Below are 17,956 nucleotides of genomic sequence, written 5' to 3' on the forward strand. Positions count from 1 at the left end.
GATCGGCGTGGGAAACTGGCTCGTGCACGGGCTCGGGAGGATAAATGGCTGGCGAGGAACATGTATCCGTCGCGGTAAGAGACGACTTCGTGGCGCGGCAGACCAAGGCGAAGCCGGTGCCTGCCCTTGCCGAGCTGCTTTGGAACAGCCTCGATGGCGACGCCACCGAGGTATCGGTGGAGTTCGCTCACAACGATCTCGCGGGCGGCATGTCGAAAATCGTCGTGTACGACAATGGGGACGGCTTCTCCCGTAGCGATGCCCGCGCGTTGTTCGGTAATCTCGGCGGCTCCTGGAAGCGGCACGTTCGACAGACGAAACGCAACCAGCGCATGATCCACGGCCAGGAGGGGCGCGGCCGCTACAAGGCGTTTGCCCTCGGTCAGTCAGTCACCTGGAAGGTCTGCTACGACGATCCGTCCGGGCGTAAGGCTTTTGAGGTCCGTCTCCTGGAGGCGGACCTTACCGACGTCACCATCACAGAGGAAGTGGCTGCGCCTGAGCGCTCCACGGGCGTTATCGTCGAAATCAACGATCTTCGGCGTGATTTTAAGACTTTCCAAAGTGAAGACGGCATTCAGGATCTGAACGAAATTTTCGCGCTCTATTTGATGAATTATCGAAGCGTGTCGATCTCGATCGCCGGTCAGAGGCTCGACCCCGAAAAGGTCATCGCCAGTCACCATAAAGCGGCCCTGCCGCAGATCGAGAAGGATGATGGTGCTTGCCACGATGTGGAGCTTGAAGTCATCGAATGGCGAACCGATGCGCGGCGCGTCCTCTATCTCTGCTCCGCGAGCGGTTTTCCATTCGATCAGGTCGAAACGCGCTTCCACGTTCCCGGCTTCTCCTTCTCTGCATACCTGAAATCCAGCTACGTCGAGGAACTGCACAACGAGGAACGTGTCGCGCTCTCGGAGATGGATCCCCTGCTGAGCGCAGCCGTCGAAAATGCGCGATCGGCAATCAAGGACTATTTCCGCGACAAATCGGCGGAAAAGGCGCGATCCCTAGTCGATGAGTGGATAGCCGAAGACGTCTACCCTTACCGCGGCACACCGCAGAACGCCGTCGAGAAGGTCGAGCGGCAGGTGTTCGATATCGTCGCGGTCCAGGTCCAGGAGCTTGCGCCCGATCTCGGCATCAGCTCGGCAAAGGCGAAGGCGCTGCACCTGCGCATGCTGCGCAACGCCATCGAGCGCGGACCGGAGGAGTTGCAGCTCATTCTGAAGGAGGTGCTCGACCTGCCGGCGCGCAAGCAAAAGGAGCTTGCGAACCTCCTGCAGGAAACGACGCTATCTGCGATCATCACCGCCGCCAAGACTGTCGCCGATCGGTTGAAGTTCATATCCGCGCTCGAGTCGATCGTCTTCGATCCGGAGACCAAGGGTCGCTTGAAAGAACGCACCCAGCTTCACAAAATCCTCGCCGAAAATACCTGGGTTTTCGGCGAGGAGTATAATCTCTGGGTGAGCGACAAGGATTTGCGTCGTGTCCTAGAAAAGCATCGCGATCATCTCGATCCGAACATCGCGATCGACGAGCCCGTCAAAGTGATCGGCAAGGCGCGCGGCATCATCGACCTGATGTTTTCGCGCTCGACGCGGCGGCATCGCGCCAACGACATCGAACACATGATTGTCGAGCTCAAGGCGCCGAAAGTGAAGATCGGATCCGATGAAATAACCCAAGCGAAGAAATACGCGATCGCCGTCACGTCGGACGAGCGGTTCTCAACCGTCAACGGCGTGCGCTGGCACTTCTGGCTGGTGTCCAACGCCTATGACGAGTTCGCCCGACAGGAAATCGAGAATGGGCCGGATCGCGAAAGCCGGCTGATCGCACGGGGACCGCGGCATATCGTCGGCATCAAGACCTGGGGCGAGCTCATCGAAGAAAATCGGGCTCGTCTTCAGTTCTTCCAGGAGCATCTGCAGCATTCCGCCGACGAGAGCACTGCAATCAAATATCTGCAGGACAAGCACAGTCAATTCCTGGAGGGCGTCATCGTCGAAGAGACCGACGAAAATGCTGATGATCCGCCGGAGGTAATGCCCACGGAGGCCCTTGTGCGTCAGCCGTGACGGACGGCGAGCGTGCGCTCTGCGACTGGCCGGCCGTTTGAAACCATATCCGATCGTTTCCCTGCATAGAGCGGAGTCGCCCCCTCGATTCCTTGAGCGTGTTTGCGTAGCAAAGCCTCGATTGCGATCCGATCGGCCGGATAGGCGAAGGCGAAGCCCTGACCGAGGCGGCAGCCCATCGCCCAAAGCTGACTGGACTGAACTTCCGTCTCGATCCCTTCGGCGACGACCCGGATATCCAGACGCCGGGCGATCTCGATCAGGCCCTCGACGATCACCATGCTCGGATCGTCCGGCCACAGCCTGGCCACGAAGGACTTGTCGATCTTGATGATGTCGACCGGCACGTTGATCAGATGGGTGAGCGAGGCATGGCCCGTGCCGAAGTCGTCGAGGGCGACGAGCACGCCCGCCGCGCGCAGCGCCGCGATCTCCCGCGCGACGACACGGTCGCGCCGTCCGAGATAGACGTCCTCGCTCACCTCCAGAACCAGATGGGAAAGCGGCACGTTCACCTCGCCGAATGCTCCCTCCAGCTTCGCGGCGATGCTCCCGGTATAGAAGTCGGCGGTTGAGACGTTGACGCCGACGTGCTGGATCGGCAGTCCGTCGTCGAGCCAGCGCCGTACGTCCCGCGCCACCGCCTGCAACATACACCGCGTTAGCGCCTCGGCGACGTGGGCATCCGACGTTGCCTCGTGAAATTCATGGGCGGGTATGACCCTGCCATCGCGCGAGCGCATCCGGCAAAGGGCTTCGAGCCCGACGATCTCGCCGGTGTCCAGTCGGATGACCGGCTGATAGTGCGGCTCGATCCGCCCCTCGGCCAGCGCGTCAGCCACCTCGCGGATCGCATCGCGGCGATGCGTGATCCGGGTCCCGATGCCCGGCCAGTAACGCACGAAGCCGCCGCGCCCGGTCTCCTTGGCATGATAGAGCGCAAAGTCGGCTGCCTCGTTGACGGCCGAGGCGGTCTGCTCGGTCTGCCCGAGCGTCGCTGCGCCGATCGTAGCGCGCGGCACGACGATATGGCCCTCGCATGAGGCCGGCACATCGAGCGCGTCGAATATCCGCTTCGCGGCGCCATCGAGATCGCGAAGCGTTGCCGGGGCCTGGATGAGCACCGCGAACTCGTCGCCACCGATCCGGAATGTCGCATCCGGCGCCATCTCCCGCGCGACCCGTCCGGCCGCGACCCGGATCAAGGCGTCGCCCGCCAGATGGCCGAAGGTGTCGTTGACGATCTTGAGATTGTCGAGGTCGATGATGAACAGCGCCCAAGAGCCCGGTTCCTCGCACGGCACACGCACCATCGCTTCGTTGAACGCGGCGCGGTTCGGCAGGCCGGTGAGCGCATCGACATTCGCCCGCCGCTCCCGATCGAGCACGCGCTCATGGCGGCGCAAGGCGATGTCGCACAGATCCAGGCAGGGCGCGATGATGGTGCTCTCATGCTCATGCAGTCCCCGGCATTCCCGTAAATAGAGAGCAAGGGCGCCGATGGGGTCACCGTCCTCGGACAGGATCGGAAAGGACCAGCAGGCCTTGAGGCCAACCGCGAGCGCATGGTCCTTGTATTTCCCCCATCTCGGGTCAGTCGCGATGTCCGTGACGCCGATCGGGGAGCGCGTATAGGCGGCGGTTCCGCAGGAGCCGACCTCGGGACCGATCATCACGCCGTCGAGTGCTGCGACATATCCATCCGGCAGGCTCGGGGTCGCCAGCGGATGCAGCAGGCCGGCCGGATCGACCGTCATCACCGTGCAGACCACCTCCGGCAGGAGCGTCTCCACCTCCAGGCAAAGCGTGCGCGCCGTCTCCTCGAGGGAGGCGCCATTGGCGATCAGACGCAATATGCGAAGCTCGACTTGCTGCAAGGCAATTGGGCCGCCCATCCCTGAAAGCGTCCGCTCGGGGGACGGCATCATGTGCGACTATAATAGTCGTCGGCAGTGAATCCGGCGTGTCCACAAATGCTAAATTTGAAACTAACGATACCTGTGGGGAAGGCCTTCCCCTGCGGCCGAGCCCTTGGTCTCGGCCGACCCCTTCATGCGGGGAGACCCCCAGGCTGTGCAGAAACTCATCCGGACCTCAATGGGCTTGGATATATCCTGCAAGCCGTGCATCAGCTTGCTTCGATCAATGTGCTCGGTCTGACAGAGTGAACGCCCGAAGGTTGTCGAAACGTTTTACATCATCAGGCTAAGCGCAGCTCCGCCCACGGCCGCCAGCAACACGACGACCCATGGCGGAGCTTTCCAGGCCATCAGCGCCACGAAACAAATCAAGGCCAGTGCGAAATCCGGCATGCCGCCGATCGCGCTGGTGAAGACAGGCGAATAAAGCGCAGCGCCGAGAATGCCGACGACGGCGGCATTGGCGCCCTGCATGGCCGACTGCGCCCATGTCGTGCGGCGCAACTGATCCCAGAAGGGCAGCGCCCCGATCAGGATCAGGAAGCCCGGCAGGAAAACTGCGACAAGAGCGATCATCGCGCCGGCCACGCCGTTCGGCGCCGGTCCCATGACCGCTCCGAGCCAGGCGGCAAAGGTGAAGAGCGGTCCGGGGACCGCCTGTGCTACGCCATAGCCCGCGAGGAAGGCATCATCGGACACCCATCCCGGCGCGACCGTTTCGGCCTGTAACAGTGGCAACACGACATGTCCGCCACCAAAGACCAGCGAGCCAGCACGATAGAAGCTGTCCGCCAGCGCCCATCCTTGCGCTTGCCCCGCTAGGACCGGCAGGCCAATCAGTAGGGCGACGAACAGCGCGAAGGCCATCAGTCCGGCTTTGCGTGAAACCGGCACAGGCAGATGCTCGCCAATCGTGACCTGTCCTTTGCCAAGAGCCAGCCCGGCAAGTGCGCCCAGCAGTATGGCCGCCATCATCCCGATCGCTCCCGGCGCCCAGGCAAGCAGAAGCACGGCCACGACCGCGATCGTAGTGCGCTCCTTATCGGGGCACAGGTTTTTTGCCATGCCCCACACGGCTTGCGCCACGATGGCGACGGCGACGATCTTGAGACCATGTAGGACGCCAAGCGCTAACGGGCTTTCCAGCCGCGTAGCCGTCATGGCAAACGCAAGAAGGATCATGGCCGATGGCAGGGTGAAGGCGAGGAAAGCTGCGAACGCGCCGAGCCATCCCGCCCGCGTCAGACCAAGAGCAAAGCCGACCTGGCTGGAAGCCGGACCGGGCAGGAACTGGCACAGTGCCACCAAATCGGCATATGCGCTTTCGCTCAGCCATTTTCGCCGCGTCACCAGCTCGTCCCGGAAATAGCCCAGATGTGCGATCGGTCCACCGAAGGAGGTGAGCCCCAGCTTCAGGAATGCGCGGAATACCTCGGAGACGCTTCCTTGCGACTCTTGCGGGCTATGATCCATTCAAGGGACCTCGTTGGTTGGGGCATTCTTGCGAGCAATGACGTGCGATCGGCGCGGGATAGATTCTCAGGTTGCAGCCGTCAGATTGACCCGCTGCATCAGGGCCTCGCCGCTCTCCTTGCGCTCGGAATAGCGGTCGGTCAGGTAGGGTGAGACGTCGCGCGTCAGAAGCGTAAACTTCATCAGTTCCTCCATTACGTCGACCACTCGATCATAATAGGAGGACGGTTTCATCCGGCCCGCATCGTCGAACTCCTGAAAGGCCTTGGCGACGGAGGACTGGTTGGGGATCGTCACCATGCGCATCCAGCGGCCGAGCACACGCATCTGGTTGACGGCGTTGAAGCTCTGCGAGCCGCCGGAGACCTGCATCACCGCGAGTGTCCGGCCCTGCGTTGGCCTTACCGCGCCGACCGAAAGGGGAATCCAGTCGATCTGCGCCTTCATCACCGCGCTCATTGCGCCGTGCCGCTCCGGGCTGGTCCAGACCTGGCCTTCCGACCAGAGCGAGAGCTCTCGCAGTTCCTGCACTTTCGGATGCCTGACCTCGGCGCCGTCCGGCAATGGCAGGCCATGCGGATCGAAGATACGTGTTTCCGCGCCAAAGTGTTTCAGCAGACGCTCGGCCTCGAATGTCAGAAAACGGCTGTAGGATCGCTCGCGGAGCGAGCCATAAAGCAGCAGGATACGCGGCGGATGGGTAGAAGGGTCGGTTACGCGCAGCCGACCAAGGCTGGGAGTATCAACGCAACCGGCATCAAGATTGGGAAGATCGTCCGGCATCAACGCTGCTCTTTCGCGAGTTCGGACACCTTGCCGCCACGCTCATACCAGCCTTTGGAGCGGTTCACGATCCAGACGACCGAGAGCATCACCGGCACTTCGATCAGCACCCCGACAACGGTGGCGAGCGCCGCACCCGAGTGAAAACCGAACAGGCTGATGGCGGCGGCAACCGCCAGTTCGAAGAAATTTGACGCGCCGATCAGCGCCGAGGGACCGGCAACGCAATGTTGTTCGCCGGCAAGCCGGTTGAGCAGATAGGCAAGGCCGGAGTTGAAATAGACCTGAATCAGGATCGGCACTGCCAGCAGGCCGATGATGGCCGGCTGCGCGATGATCTGCTCGCCCTGAAATCCGAACAGCAAAACAAGCGTCGCCAGCAAAGCGACGAGAGAAGCCGGGCCGAGCTTTGAAAGCAGCCGGTCAAGCGCTGCCTGCCCGCCACTTGTCAGCATCCGGCGACGGATGATCTGCGCGATGATGACGGGAATGACGATATAGAGGATGACCGACAGGACCAGCGTGCCCCACGGCACGGTGATGGCTGACAGGCCCAGCAGCAGGCCGACAATCGGCGCAAAGGCGACGACCATGATCGCGTCGTTGAGGGCGACCTGGCTCAATGTGAAATGCGGTTCACCCTTGGTCAGGTTCGACCAGACAAACACCATGGCCGTGCATGGCGCGGCTGCAAGGATGATGAGGCCGGCAATGTAACTGTCGATCTGGTCGGCAGGTAGATAGGGCTGGAACAGCCAGCCGATGAACAACCAGCCCAGTAGCGCCATCGAGAACGGTTTTACCGCCCAGTTGATGAACAGCGTTACGCCGATGCCGCGCCAGTGGCGGCCGACCTCACCAAGCGCAGCGAAGTCGATCTTGAGCAGCATAGGGATGACCATCAGCCAGATCAGTACCGCCACCGGCAGGTTGACCTTGGCAATTTCCATCGTGCCGATGGCATGAAATGCGCCCGGCAGAAAATGGCCGAGCGCGATGCCGACGACAATGCACAGCGCGACCCAGAGGGTCAGGTAGCGTTCAAAGGTGGACATGCAATTCCCTCACGGCCTTGCGACGCGACGGCCGTGTTCGTCCACCACGCGCTCGCCGTCTTCCTTGACGAACGCGCCGCGTTGCGGCGGCAGCAGGTCGAGTACGTCCTCGGACGGTCGGCAGAGCCGGACGCCCTTAGGGCTGACGACGATGGGTCGGTTGATAAGGATCGGATGCGCCATCATGGCATCGAGCAATTGCGCCTCGCTCAGAGCCGGGTCGCCAAGGCCACGTTCGGCATAAGGCGTGCCTTTCTCACGGAGCAGCTCTCGCGCAGATATACCCATGCGCGCGATAAGCCGAGTCAGCATGTCCCGAGATGGCGGCGTCTTCAGATATTCGATGACATGCGGCTCGACGCCCGCATTGCGGATCATCGCCAGGGTGTTGCGCGAGGTTCCGCAATCCGGGTTGTGGTAGATGATGACGTCCATAGCCTGCCTCACGCCGCGCTGTTGCGTGGAGACGACGCACCTTCGGACTGGCCGATCTCAGTCAGCTTCGTGCGGAGCGACGCCTTGTCGAGACTGGCGACTGGTAGGGACGTAAAGGCCGAGATGCGGTTCTTCATATAGCGGAAAGCGGCGACGAAGGCGGCTTCCTTCTGGATGTCCGGCCCATCGACGGCGGCAGGGTCTTCGATCCCCCAATGGGCGGTCATGGGCTGGCCGGGCCAGACCGGGCAGGCTTCACCGACGGCACTGTCGCAGACGGTAAAGACGAAATCCATGACAGGCGCGTCGGCTCCGGCAAACTCCTCCCAACCTTTCGAGCGGAAGCCCTCGGCGGGGTAGTCGAAGCTCCGCAACACCTTCAGCGCAAAGGGATTGACCGCTCCCTTCGGCTGCGACCCGGCAGAGAAGGAGCGAAAGCGACCATCGCCGTCCTTCTTCAGAATGCTCTCGGCGAGGATCGAGCGCGCGGCATTGCCGGTGCAAAGGAACAGAACATTGTAGATGCGGTCAGTCATGGGTGGCCTCCTTGGCGGCGAGGGTTTGCGGTGAGCAGCAAGGGGAAAAATCGGCGATCAGGGGCGCGCAGATTTCCGGGTGGCCACCGCAGCAATCCTTGACGAGAAAGCCCGCGAGCTCCCGCACAGCGTCGAGCCGCGCCCGATAGATGATCGAGCGGCTATGCCGCTCAGCATCAATCAGACCGGCGCGCGTCAGCGTCGCCAGATGCGTGGACATGGTGTTGTGCGGGACATCCAACCGGCGGGCGACTTCGCCCGCGGGCAATCCGTCCGGCTCGTGCTCCATCAGCAGGCGGAACACGTCGAGGCGGGTCGGTTGCGCGAGCGCGGCGAAAGCGAGGATGGCGTTTTCTGATTCCATATGTCGAGACTAATCGACATATGGACTGGAGTCTAGACCGGGACGGCACATAGTTTCCGCCTCGTCGGGAGACCGCTGAAACTCGCTTGTGATAGGAAAGCTGGCCGTCACCCAAACAGCAGCCTCAGACCCGAGGCGAGAAGGATTGCCGCCAGAATGATGCGCAGCCATAGTTCGGGGAGGTAACGGCTGCCGATGAAGGCCCCGAGCGAGCCGCCAACAGCGACGGCGATCAGCCACCCGGGTAGCGCACTAGGGATCTGATCCCACCAGGCATAGGCTCCAAGCAGTGCAGCAGCCGAATTCATCAGATTGTAGACGGCGGTTGTCGCGGCAGTCTGGCGCGCTGTCCCCCAGTTCATCGCGAGGATCACCGGTGCGAGGAATACTCCGCCTCCGGTCCCGGTCGTGCCGGATATGAAGCCGATGATCGCACCCGTGGCCAGCGCCGGGATGAAGGGCGGATCGGTCGGCAGGTCCGCAGATGATCCAGATCTACGAAGGGCCGTCCGCGCCATCTGGACGGCCGACAGGACGAGGACCGCCCCGACGACCGGATAATAGATATCCGCCGGTAGCTGAACATATCCTCCGAGCAGAGAGAACGGGAAGCCCAGGATCGCAAAAGGCCAGACACTTCGCCACGACAACCTTCCCGCCTTCAGGAACATGGCTGTCCCGATTGCTGCGACCAGCAGATTGAGGGCGAGCGCGGTCGTCTTCATGGCCAGCGGCGCAAAGCCGACCAGCGCCATGATCGCGATGTAGCCAGATGCCCCAGCCTGGCCGACCGACGCATAGATTAGTGCGATGAGGAAGAAGGCCACCGCGAGCCAGAGTCCATCCAATTCCACCTTGCCAGAACCTCATCATGGTCGGCATCCCGAGCGTGCGGCAGCGCGCGCGTTCCCCGAAGCTTCATTGTCTATCACCAGTCTGGTGCGAGCAACATGTTCTGATGGCGCCACAGTAGATATTGTTCGTATTGCCAAGCATTTACTGGGATTATCCGGCTGCCGATGCTACACTTGATTACTTGCGACGCGGGGGCAAAATGGGACGCTTTATTGAGGGATATGATCGAAGCCAGCCGCTTCTTTTACCTGCCTGCGTCGATGACTACGTTCCGCAGGAATCTCTGGTCCGCGTCGTTGATGGCTTCGTCGAAACCCTCGATCTCACGGCGCTCGGCTTCGAGCGCACTGTCTCGGCCGCAACAGGGCGACCCGGTTATCACCCCGGCGATATGCTGCGACTGTATATCTGGGGTTACCTGAACCAGTTGCGCTCCTCGCGCCAGTTGGAGCGAGCCTGCCAGCGCGACCTGGAGGCCATCTGGCTGATGCGGCGCATGACCCCGGACTATCGGACCATCGCAGCGTTCCGGCACGATAATCCCGAAGCGATCATTCGCACAGGCGCCGCGTTCATCAGCTTCTGTCGCGAGAACGGCCTTGTTACTCCCGGCAAGGTGGCACTGGACGGGACCAAGATGCGGGCGGTTGCCAGCGCGAAGAACATCGCTGGAGCAGATCGCCTGGCGCGCGACATCGCTCATACTGAAACGGAAATCGCCTACTATCTCGACCGTCTCAACATAGCGGATCAACACCCGGCGGACGTGCGCGATCAGACAGTCAATCGCGCGGCTTTTGCCGGCGCCATCGCATCGCTGGAGCGCCGAAAGCGGAGGTTGGAGAAACGGCAGGCCGAACTTGCAGAGCACGATACAAACGTCGTGGTCTTCGGGGAACCGGATTCACGACCAATGGGATATGGCCGGGCGCCGAAGTTTCCAGCCTATAATCTCCAGAGTGTCGTCGATATCGAAAGTGGCCTGATCATTCACAACGATGTCGCCAACGAAGCCAACGACAGCCAGTTGCTGCATCCAATGGCGATTGCGGCAAAGCAAGTGCTCGACGTCGACCAGCTCGAAGTGCTGGCGGACGGAGGCTATTCGAATGCGCAGGAGGTCGCGCGCTGCGAGCAAGATGGTGTTCGCGTGGCGGCACCGATCAAGCGTGGCGCCATGAGCGCAGAATTCTTCCGCCCTGTGCAGTTCATCCATGACGAACAAACCGACACGATCCGCTGCCCGGCTGGTGAAACCATGCATCCCAAGGGCAAACATACCCGAAATCGTGCGATCCGATACAGAACGCCCGCGTGCCAGACCTGCCAGATCAAACCGCAGTGTACGCCGGGATATCAACGCACGATCCACAGGCTCGTGGATCAGGGTGCGCTCGATCGGATGGAGCGTCGGGTCCACGAGAATCCCGATCTCATGGTGATCCGTCGCTGCACGGTCGAGCATCCCTTCGGCACCATCAAGCGAATGTCTGGCGGAGGCCGCTTCCTGACCCGCGGTTTGCGGCGGGTGAAAGCCGAAGCTGCCCTCTCGGTCCTGGCATTCAACATCATCCGCGCTTCGAACGCCTTCGGGACCGGAGCGCTGATGTCGCGAGGCTGAGAGCCCCGCTCGATTCAGTTCGCCTCATCGCGCCCGCACTGAATCGTCTGCGAGTTTCTGCACAGCCTGCCCCGCAACGCCCCCTTTCAGAGTGAGAGGATGGCCGGTTTTCCGTGACGGGTTGAGGGTTGGAGAAGAGGTCTCCGGCGCCCGTCATGGAGTTTCATCCCATGACCATGCAAGTTCTCGATGCCCGCCGGGACACCAGCGGCGGCTACAAGGTCGATGTCAGTCGTGGCGAGCGCGTCGGCCGCGTCTCGTCCGAATGGTTCTCGCGCCCCGACGACGAACGCTTCCTGTCGCTATCCGACCTCGCGCGCACCGTGCGGGAGCGCTCCGAGCGAAGCCGGACGCGCGTGGTGGACAGCGCGCTCATCCACGTCGAGGCGAACCGCCAGGATGCCGAGCGTCTTGCTTTGATGCTGCCGGGTGCAGAGGCCCCGGTCGCCCCGACACATTGGAGCTTCGGCCAGCTCGCCGGCCTGGTCGGCGCTCCGGCCGCCTATCTGCGCCAACTTCCGGCGCCGCTCGCCGCCATCAATCTGCAATATGGCCTGACCTCCAACCGGGTCGAGCAGATCAAGACGTTCGAGATTGAAGACGGCCGCGTCGAGCTGCGCGCCGTCACTGGCCCCGATTATGGGCGCATCTTCGATCACGAGCTGGTCGAGGCCGTGCAACGCATCGCGGGCAACGGCACGGGCGATACGCGCTGGAAAGTGCCGGGCGTGCTCGACTGGTCGACCGGGATCTACAATCCCAATGTCGACATCTCGAAAGAGACGACGACGCTCTATGCATCCGACCGCGACGTGTTCCTCTTTCTGGTCGATGATCTGAACCCGATCCAGGCCGGACGTCTGCCGGACGGCTCGCCCGATCTGTTCTTTCGCGGCTTTTACTGCTGGAACTCGGAAGTCGGGGCGAAGACGCTCGGCATGGCGAGCTTCTATCTCCGGGCGGTCTGCCAGAATCGAAACCTCTGGGGCGTGGAGGATTTTGAGGAGATCAGCATCCGTCACTCCAAATATGCTGCCTCTCGCTTCGCGCACGAGGCGGCGCCCGCGCTTCTGAACTTCGCCGAATCCTCGCCCGCGCCCTTCATCAACGGCATCAAGGCCGCCCGCGAGCGTATCGTGGCGCGGAACGACGAAGATCGTACCGACTTTCTGCGGCGCCGGGGTTTCTCAAAGGCCGAGACCGGCAAGATCATCGACACCGTCCTGTCCGAGGAAGGCCGGCCGCCCGAGAGCATCTTCGATTTCGTGCAGGGCATCACCGCAGTCGCGCGCAGCAAGACCCATCAGGACGCCCGCCTCGACATGGAGGCGAAGGCGAAGAAACTGATGGATCGGGCTGCCTGACTTCCGCAGAGCCGGGGATGCGGTTTTCCGTATCTCCGGCTTTGCGGCTTTCCGCCTTTGCGCTCAGGCGATGTCTTCGCGTCTAAAGGCTTTGCTTCATGATCCCCGCCCAGACCGCGAGGATGTCCCCTTCGATGTCATCGTCCTCGGCGACGACGACGCTGAACACCCCGAGCATGTCGGCGAACTCGATCACCTCAAGATGCCCGCGCGCCTGGAGCGCGGTGAGCAGCAAGGTCAACGCCTTGCCCTGGGCGCAGATGAGTGCGCGATCGGCAGCCGAGACGCGATAGCGCCGTCTCCGCCCGCCCAAGCTCTTGATCCAGTTCCAAGGCGCGATGCGCCAGTCCTCGGCAATGGCCGTATTCATGACGTCTCCCTCGCCCGGCCTGCGCGAGCGCCGGGCCGGCCTATGGCGCGTGCCGTGACGACCATCCTCCTCGATGCGCCCTCACCACCCCGTGCTGTGAAGCGGCGGCCCGAGCCCGCCGCGAGCTACGACTATTATAGTCGCCCACGCCCTATGCCACAGGATCTGCGGCGGCGATATCTCCTCCAGCGTCGTGATGGCCGCGCCGGCAGAAGAGAGGGAGAGAAGGGCTGGGATTTCGTGACGGGTTGGAGGTTGAGAGAGAGTCTCTCGGCCGCCCGTCGCGGAGTAAATCCCGATGGCTACTGCCTTTCAGAAGATCACCCTGTCGCCGGCGCGCGACATCCCCTTCAACAAGCTGGTGCTGAGCCAGAGAAACGTCCGGCGCGTCAAGGCCGGCGTCTCGATCGAGGACCTGGCGGCCTCGATCGCCCGACGCGGCCTTATCCAGAGCCTCAACGTCCGCCCCGTGGTGGACGCGGAAGGCAATGAGACCGGCATGTTCGAAGTGCCTGCGGGCGGCCGCCGGTTCCGGGCCCTCGAGCTGCTGACCAAGCAGAAGCGGCTCGCGAAGACCGCGCTCGTGCCCTGCGTCGTTCGCCCGGCCGACGATCCGATCCTCGACGAGGAAGTCTCTCTAGTCGAGAACACCGAGCGCGTCGACCTCCACCCCCTCGACGAATTCCGTGCCTTCCAGGAAATGCGCCTGAAGGGCACGCCCGAAGAGGATATCGCGGCCGCGCACCGCGTGACCGTGCAGGTCGTCAAGCAGCGCCTGCGCCTGGCCGCGGTCTCGCCCAACCTGCTCGACGTCTATGCCGAGGATGGCATGACGCTGGAGCAGCTCATGGCGTTCACCGTCACGAACGACCACGCCCGCCAGGAACTGGTGTGGGAGTCGATCAGCAAGAGCTGGTCGAAGGAGCCCTATCAGATCCGGCGCATGCTGAACGAGACCACGGTGCGGGCCTCGGACAAGCGCGCCGTCTTCGTCGGCGTCGATGTCTACGAGGCGCAGGGCGGCTGCGTGGTCCGTGACCTCTTCCAGGCCGACGATGGCGGCTGGCTTCAGGACCCCGCGCTACTCGACCGCCTCGTCGCCGAGAAGCTCAAGGCCGAGGCCGAAGCGATCGCATCCGAGGGCTGGAAGTGGATCGAGGTCGCCCTCAGCTTCCCCTATGGCCACGACCATGGCCTGCGCGAGCTGATCGGTGAAACCGTCGATCTGACTGACGACGAGCGCGCCACGCGCGAGGCGCTGCGCAGCGAATATGATCGGCTCGAGGCCGAATATTCGGAAGCCGACGAACTGCCGGGCGAGATCGATCAGCGCCTCGGCGAGATCGAGCAGGCGCTCGACGGCTTCGAACAGCGTCCGGTGATCTACGATCCGATCGAGATCGCCAGGGCGGGCGTCTTCGTCAGCATCGATGCAGACGGTTCGCTATCGGTGGACCGCGGCTATGTTCGCTCCGAGGACGAGGCTCCGGCTGCGCCCGAGGGCGACGAGGCCGAGGCGTCGACGGGCAGCGCCAGCGATCCGGCTGTCCCTGTGGTCCAGCGTGCCGTCATTACCATCGGCGGGCAGCCGACCGAGGCCGAGGAGGACGAGGAGGACGGCATCAAGCCGCTCCCCGAGCGCCTGGTCATCGAGCTGACTGCCTCGCGCACGGTCGCGCTGCGCAACGCGGTGGCGGACAACCCGCACATCGCCATGACCGCGTTGCTCCACAAGCTGGTGTCGGACCGCTTCATGACGCGCATGTACACGGGCGCCATGGAGGCCGGCGTGAAGAGCGTCTACCTCTCCGTTCAGGATGACGAGCTGAAGGACAGCCCGTCCGCCCGCGCGGTGCAGGAACGTCACGACGCCTGGGCGGCCGACGTCCCGAAGGACGATGACGCCCTGTGGGACTGGCTCGCCGCGCTCGACGACGCCAGCCGCATGGCGCTCATGGCGCATTGCGTCAGCTTCGGCGTCAATGCGCTCTATGAGCGGCCCAATCCGCACAGCTCCAGCGGCATCTCGCAGCACACGCTTGAGATGCGGCTCGCACAGGCCGATCGGCTGGCGCGCGCGACCGGCCTCGACATGGTGGACGTCGGCTGGAAGCCGACCGTGGGCAACTATCTCGGGCGCGTCACCAAGCCCCGCATCCTTCAGGCGGTCCGCGAGGGCGTCGGCGACCAGGCCGCGCAGCTCATCGATCATCTGAAGAAGGGCGACATGGCCAAGGAGGCGGAACGCCTGCTGGCCGACGCGGGCTGGCTGCCCGAGCCGCTTCGGCTGATCGACAGCCAGCCGGCCACCGATAGTGACGCCGGTGACGATGAGGGCGCCGAGCTGCCGGACTTCCTCAACGGCGACGACGAGGAGGACGTCCAGACCGATGCGGAGGAAGACGAGCAGCATCTCGTCGCAGCCGAGTGATTGACTGGCGGGTCGGCTTCGGCCGTCCCGCCTCTCCCTTTCACCAAAGGAGCGAGGCCATGAGCCGTCCGACAACCACGACGCCCCGGCGCGTCATCTTCCAATATCTCGTTCCCGTCCATGTCGAGGTCGAGGACGGCCTCGTCTGCCGGGTGACCGTCATCGACGAGACGCCGGTCCGCGATCCCGCCGTCGTCGAGGGCGACGCCAGCGACCTCGCCGAGGCGGTCGCGGCCGCCGACGACGGCCAGCCATGGCCGTCCTGGCGGTTCGGCTACTAGCCGCCTTCAGCACCGTCCAACCCCGAGCCCGGCCCCGTGCCGGGCTCTTTTCGTTTCAGGAGTTCAGCATGCCTCTCTTCACCATCGAGACGACCTACCGGATTCCGGTCTATCGCCAGCGCCGCTACGAAGCGCCGACACTCGCCGAAGCCTGCCGCCTCGCCATCGAGGACGATGACTGGGACGGGTCCAAGGAGGACTACGAGTGCGCCGGCGAGACGCACGTCACCGGCGCATGGCCCGGCGCGGTCGATCCCTACAGCGTGCCGCTGCTCGCGGTCCCGAGCCAGTTCGGCGAGACCCTCCAGCGCAAGGCCGACCATTTTACCGAGTTGCTCGCGCAGCTCACCCTTGTCGCGCAGCCCATGGGCCTGTCCGCACAAGATTTCGCGTGCTGGCTGCCGTCGGCACACTCCGCCGTCCGCAAAGCCAACGCCATCGTCGCGGCAGCGCGCGATCCCGACGAGGAAGGCCAGCTATGAGCGAATATATCGTCAAGGTCGGCTTCTGGCTACGCGCCTACGACACGCTGACCATCGACGCCGCTTCCGACGCCGAGGCGATCGAAGCAGCCAAGGCGGCGGCGGCCGTCGCCATGGAGTCGACGGCCTATCCCGACCACATCGACACGGACGAACGCCGTGAAGGCGTCATCGCCTTTATCGACCGCTGCAACGGCAAGGGCCGCGAAGCCGTGATCGAGGACGTCGAATTCGACGACGGCCGCATCCACGGACCACCCGCCGCCTGATCCCCCGCTCAACGTCCTTTCACCCAGAAGCCCGGCCATCGCGCCGGGCTTTCGCGTTTCATGGAGCCTGACATGGCCGACTATTTCACCCATTTCTCCTGCCTGCTCGATGTCGGCACGCCCGACAACGCCGCCCGCGCCCTCCAGCTTTACAACGACCTGTCCGAGGAAGGCGCATCGGAAGATCCACCCTCGGAGGGCTTCCTGCTCTCGATCGAGCCGGAGCATGGCGGCACACAGCTCTGGATGCGCGATGACGTGACCGGCGACCCCGAGCGCCTGATCCAGTTCGTCACGCGCTGCGCCGCCGAGTTCGGCCTCACCGGGCTCTGGGGTTTTCAGTATGCCAACACCTGTTCGCGTCCCTGCGTGAATGCGTTCGGCGGCGGCGCGCACGTCCTCAACCTCGCCACCCGCACCACGGTCGCCTGGACCTACACCAATGGCTGGCTGGCCGAAGTGCTCGACGGAGGCGATCCCGATGCCTGAAATCATCGAAACCACCGTCTATCGCCTCGACGAACTCGCTGGCACGGCGAAGGAGTATGCCCGCGCCTGGTATCGCGAGGCTGGCTTCGACCATGACTGGTTCGAGTTCGTCTTCGACGATTTCGAGCGCATCTGCTCGATCCTGGGCATCGATCTGCGGACCGTGCCCGCACGCCTCTATGGCGGCAGCTCCCGCCAGAAGCCTTGCATCTACTTTTCAGGTTTCTGGAGCCAGGGCGACGGGGCCTGCTTCGAAGGCCATTATCGGCATGCCAAGGCTGCACCCCGGAAAATCCGGGACCACGCTCCCGAGGAGGTCGAGCTTCACCGTATCGCGGACGCGCTCCAAGCGGTCCAGCGCCGCAACTTCTACCAGCTCCACGCCGGCATCACGCACCGCGATCGCTACTATCATGAATACTGCATGGCGATCTCGGTCGAGCGCGACAGCCCGACTTGGCAGGACTTGACGGCGGATGCGGAGGACGCGGTGATCGAGGCGCTGCGCGATCTCGCGCGTTGGCTCTATCGCCAGCTCGAACGTGAGCATGAGTATCTGACGTCAGACGCGGTCGTTGACGAAGCGATCCTCGCCAATGGCTACACCTTCACCGACACCGGACGCCGGTTCGGATAGCCAGCCCTACCAGACCGCCACTTCCCACTGACCGTCTACGCGAGCGAAGCCGATCGGCCGGTTCTGCGGCGCTGCGTTCGGCCGGCTCGGGTCCATGACGAGCTGCGTCATGCAGGTCACGCCCGGACCGACCCCGCCGGGCGAGCAGTCACCAAGCTTCAGCGTCGCATTGGCTAGCGACGTGCCCGTAAAGAGACGATGCCGCCGCACCGCCGCGGTCGCTTCTTCTTCCGTCGGCTGCGCCACTCCGGCCACCGCCGCCGGCGACGCCGCGACCGGGGAGAGCACCGGCCGGAGCGCGAAGCCCGCCCCGAACCCGATCACCAGGCACACCGCCCCGGTGATGCCGATTGCGCTGCCCTTCATACCGCCACCGACCTCCGCCCTGCGTGGCGGGCTCGCACGCGCGACCCGCCCCAATCTCTACTCCCCACGAAGTTTAGCGTCGCGGCCGCGTAGCCGAAAGGCTGGGCGATGAGTCGGGCACTGCGCGCGGCAGAGCGAGAGG

General features: G+C 63.6%; 19 protein-coding genes. 9 read left to right on the plus strand and 10 right to left on the minus strand.

The genetic code is table 11. From position 1 onward, the window contains the following. The first annotated feature begins 44 nt into the window (after positions 1 to 44). Positions 45 to 2,084 carry an ATP-binding protein gene (locus B2G71_RS15990; RefSeq protein ID WP_098107549.1) on the plus strand — a complete coding sequence of 680 codons (2,040 nt, stop codon included), beginning with the start codon at positions 45 to 47 and terminating at the stop codon, positions 2,082 to 2,084. Here B2G71_RS15990 and B2G71_RS15995 read toward each other — a convergent pair. The 8 genes from B2G71_RS15995 to B2G71_RS16030 form a co-directional block, all read right to left on the minus strand. Further along, positions 2,075 to 4,012, minus strand: coding sequence for a GGDEF domain-containing protein (locus B2G71_RS15995; RefSeq protein WP_240530188.1), 1,938 nt, complete (start codon positions 4,010 to 4,012; stop codon positions 2,075 to 2,077). The two genes, B2G71_RS15990 and B2G71_RS15995, sit on opposite strands and share 10 nt — an antisense overlap. Positions 4,013 to 4,276: 264 nt before the next feature. Further along, positions 4,277 to 5,476 carry a chromate efflux transporter gene (gene chrA, locus B2G71_RS16000; RefSeq protein ID WP_098107550.1) on the minus strand — a complete coding sequence of 400 codons (1,200 nt, stop codon included), beginning with the start codon at positions 5,474 to 5,476 and terminating at the stop codon, positions 4,277 to 4,279. A 66-nt stretch (positions 5,477 to 5,542) separates the two neighbouring features. After that, positions 5,543 to 6,259 carry an arsenical resistance protein ArsH gene (arsH, locus tag B2G71_RS16005; protein WP_098107553.1) on the minus strand — a complete coding sequence of 239 codons (717 nt, stop codon included), beginning with the start codon at positions 6,257 to 6,259 and terminating at the stop codon, positions 5,543 to 5,545. Next, entirely contained in the window at positions 6,259 to 7,314 is a 1,056-nt protein-coding gene (gene arsB, locus B2G71_RS16010; RefSeq protein WP_098107554.1) for an ACR3 family arsenite efflux transporter, read from the minus strand. Before arsB ends, arsH begins: the two co-directional genes overlap by 1 nt. 9 nt (positions 7,315 to 7,323) lie before the next feature. Then, positions 7,324 to 7,749: an arsenate reductase (glutaredoxin) gene (gene arsC, locus B2G71_RS16015; protein WP_098107556.1), complete on the minus strand. Its 426-nt coding sequence runs from the start codon at positions 7,747 to 7,749 to the stop codon at positions 7,324 to 7,326. Positions 7,750 to 7,757: 8 nt separating this feature from the next. After that, the gene (locus B2G71_RS16020; RefSeq protein WP_098107558.1) at positions 7,758 to 8,285 is read right to left on the minus strand and encodes an arsenate reductase ArsC; all 528 of its coding nucleotides are present in this window, start codon (positions 8,283 to 8,285) and stop codon (positions 7,758 to 7,760) included. Continuing rightward, positions 8,278 to 8,649 carry a metalloregulator ArsR/SmtB family transcription factor gene (locus B2G71_RS16025; protein ID WP_058389676.1) on the minus strand — a complete coding sequence of 124 codons (372 nt, stop codon included), beginning with the start codon at positions 8,647 to 8,649 and terminating at the stop codon, positions 8,278 to 8,280. Before B2G71_RS16025 ends, B2G71_RS16020 begins: the two co-directional genes overlap by 8 nt. 107 nt (positions 8,650 to 8,756) lie before the next feature. Further along, positions 8,757 to 9,503 (minus strand): sulfite exporter TauE/SafE family protein, encoded by a 747-nt coding sequence (locus B2G71_RS16030; RefSeq protein ID WP_098107560.1) that lies wholly within the window; start codon positions 9,501 to 9,503, stop codon positions 8,757 to 8,759. A gap of 200 nt (positions 9,504 to 9,703) precedes the next feature. Between B2G71_RS16030 and B2G71_RS16035 the strand changes: the two genes are divergently transcribed. After that, complete coding sequence (locus B2G71_RS16035) at positions 9,704 to 11,125, plus strand: IS1182 family transposase (RefSeq protein ID WP_098107562.1); 1,422 nt, start codon at positions 9,704 to 9,706, stop codon at positions 11,123 to 11,125. 170 nt (positions 11,126 to 11,295) lie between these two features. Next, positions 11,296 to 12,489: a DUF932 domain-containing protein gene (locus B2G71_RS16040; RefSeq protein ID WP_098107673.1), complete on the plus strand. Its 1,194-nt coding sequence runs from the start codon at positions 11,296 to 11,298 to the stop codon at positions 12,487 to 12,489. Between the two features lie 82 nt (positions 12,490 to 12,571). Here the strand turns inward: B2G71_RS16040 and B2G71_RS16045 are convergent, their stop codons facing one another. After that, on the minus strand, positions 12,572 to 12,859 hold the full coding sequence (locus B2G71_RS16045) for a hypothetical protein (protein WP_098107564.1): 288 nt from the start codon (positions 12,857 to 12,859) through the stop codon (positions 12,572 to 12,574). Between the two features lie 298 nt (positions 12,860 to 13,157). Here B2G71_RS16045 and B2G71_RS16050 point away from each other — a divergent pair, with 298 nt between their 5' ends. From B2G71_RS16050 to B2G71_RS16075, 6 genes are all read left to right on the plus strand, one after another. Continuing rightward, entirely contained in the window at positions 13,158 to 15,290 is a 2,133-nt protein-coding gene (locus tag B2G71_RS16050; protein ID WP_098107565.1) for a ParB/RepB/Spo0J family partition protein, read from the plus strand. A gap of 59 nt (positions 15,291 to 15,349) precedes the next feature. After that, a complete protein-coding gene (locus B2G71_RS16055) occupies positions 15,350 to 15,571 on the plus strand; it encodes a hypothetical protein (protein ID WP_098107566.1) in 222 nt (73 codons plus the stop codon). 68 nt (positions 15,572 to 15,639) lie between these two features. Next, positions 15,640 to 16,053, plus strand: coding sequence for a hypothetical protein (locus B2G71_RS16060; RefSeq protein ID WP_098107568.1), 414 nt, complete (start codon positions 15,640 to 15,642; stop codon positions 16,051 to 16,053). Continuing rightward, on the plus strand, positions 16,050 to 16,322 hold the full coding sequence (locus B2G71_RS16065; protein ID WP_098107569.1) for a hypothetical protein: 273 nt from the start codon (positions 16,050 to 16,052) through the stop codon (positions 16,320 to 16,322). Before B2G71_RS16060 ends, B2G71_RS16065 begins: the two co-directional genes overlap by 4 nt. Before the next feature lie 72 nt (positions 16,323 to 16,394). Further along, on the plus strand, positions 16,395 to 16,811 hold the full coding sequence (locus B2G71_RS16070) for a hypothetical protein (protein WP_098107571.1): 417 nt from the start codon (positions 16,395 to 16,397) through the stop codon (positions 16,809 to 16,811). Then, positions 16,804 to 17,448 (plus strand): antitoxin of toxin-antitoxin stability system, encoded by a 645-nt coding sequence (locus B2G71_RS16075; protein WP_098107675.1) that lies wholly within the window; start codon positions 16,804 to 16,806, stop codon positions 17,446 to 17,448. Before B2G71_RS16070 ends, B2G71_RS16075 begins: the two co-directional genes overlap by 8 nt. A gap of 6 nt (positions 17,449 to 17,454) precedes the next feature. Here B2G71_RS16075 and B2G71_RS16080 read toward each other — a convergent pair whose 3' ends face one another. Further along, positions 17,455 to 17,814 carry a hypothetical protein gene (locus tag B2G71_RS16080; protein ID WP_098107572.1) on the minus strand — a complete coding sequence of 120 codons (360 nt, stop codon included), beginning with the start codon at positions 17,812 to 17,814 and terminating at the stop codon, positions 17,455 to 17,457. Positions 17,815 to 17,956 lie beyond the last annotated feature (142 nt).

Origin of the sequence: Novosphingobium sp. PC22D (assembly GCF_002556635.1) — a bacterium.
In the GTDB taxonomy this organism is placed as follows: Bacteria; Pseudomonadota; Alphaproteobacteria; order Sphingomonadales; family Sphingomonadaceae; genus Novosphingobium.

Excerpts from the sequence above, each read along its gene's own strand:
- B2G71_RS16065 (WP_098107569.1), top strand. The coding sequence starts at position 16,050 with ATGAGCGAATATATCGTCAAGGTCGGCTTCTGGCTACGCGCCTACGAC.
- chrA (WP_098107550.1), bottom strand. The coding sequence starts at position 5,476 with ATGGATCATAGCCCGCAAGAGTCGCAAGGAAGCGTCTCCGAGGTATTC.
- arsH (WP_098107553.1), bottom strand. The coding sequence starts at position 6,259 with ATGCCGGACGATCTTCCCAATCTTGATGCCGGTTGCGTTGATACTCCC.
- B2G71_RS15995 (WP_240530188.1), bottom strand. The coding sequence starts at position 4,012 with ATGATGCCGTCCCCCGAGCGGACGCTTTCAGGGATGGGCGGCCCAATT.
- B2G71_RS16025 (WP_058389676.1), bottom strand. The coding sequence starts at position 8,649 with ATGGAATCAGAAAACGCCATCCTCGCTTTCGCCGCGCTCGCGCAACCG.
- B2G71_RS16035 (WP_098107562.1), top strand. The coding sequence starts at position 9,704 with ATGGGACGCTTTATTGAGGGATATGATCGAAGCCAGCCGCTTCTTTTA.
- B2G71_RS15990 (WP_098107549.1), top strand. The coding sequence starts at position 45 with ATGGCTGGCGAGGAACATGTATCCGTCGCGGTAAGAGACGACTTCGTG.
- B2G71_RS16050 (WP_098107565.1), top strand. The coding sequence starts at position 13,158 with ATGGCTACTGCCTTTCAGAAGATCACCCTGTCGCCGGCGCGCGACATC.
- B2G71_RS16020 (WP_098107558.1), bottom strand. The coding sequence starts at position 8,285 with ATGACTGACCGCATCTACAATGTTCTGTTCCTTTGCACCGGCAATGCC.
- B2G71_RS16075 (WP_098107675.1), top strand. The coding sequence starts at position 16,804 with ATGCCTGAAATCATCGAAACCACCGTCTATCGCCTCGACGAACTCGCT.
- B2G71_RS16060 (WP_098107568.1), top strand. The coding sequence starts at position 15,640 with ATGCCTCTCTTCACCATCGAGACGACCTACCGGATTCCGGTCTATCGC.
- B2G71_RS16055 (WP_098107566.1), top strand. The coding sequence starts at position 15,350 with ATGAGCCGTCCGACAACCACGACGCCCCGGCGCGTCATCTTCCAATAT.
- B2G71_RS16080 (WP_098107572.1), bottom strand. The coding sequence starts at position 17,814 with ATGAAGGGCAGCGCAATCGGCATCACCGGGGCGGTGTGCCTGGTGATC.
- B2G71_RS16045 (WP_098107564.1), bottom strand. The coding sequence starts at position 12,859 with ATGAATACGGCCATTGCCGAGGACTGGCGCATCGCGCCTTGGAACTGG.
- arsC (WP_098107556.1), bottom strand. The coding sequence starts at position 7,749 with ATGGACGTCATCATCTACCACAACCCGGATTGCGGAACCTCGCGCAAC.
- arsB (WP_098107554.1), bottom strand. The coding sequence starts at position 7,314 with ATGTCCACCTTTGAACGCTACCTGACCCTCTGGGTCGCGCTGTGCATT.
- B2G71_RS16040 (WP_098107673.1), top strand. The coding sequence starts at position 11,296 with ATGACCATGCAAGTTCTCGATGCCCGCCGGGACACCAGCGGCGGCTAC.
- B2G71_RS16070 (WP_098107571.1), top strand. The coding sequence starts at position 16,395 with ATGGCCGACTATTTCACCCATTTCTCCTGCCTGCTCGATGTCGGCACG.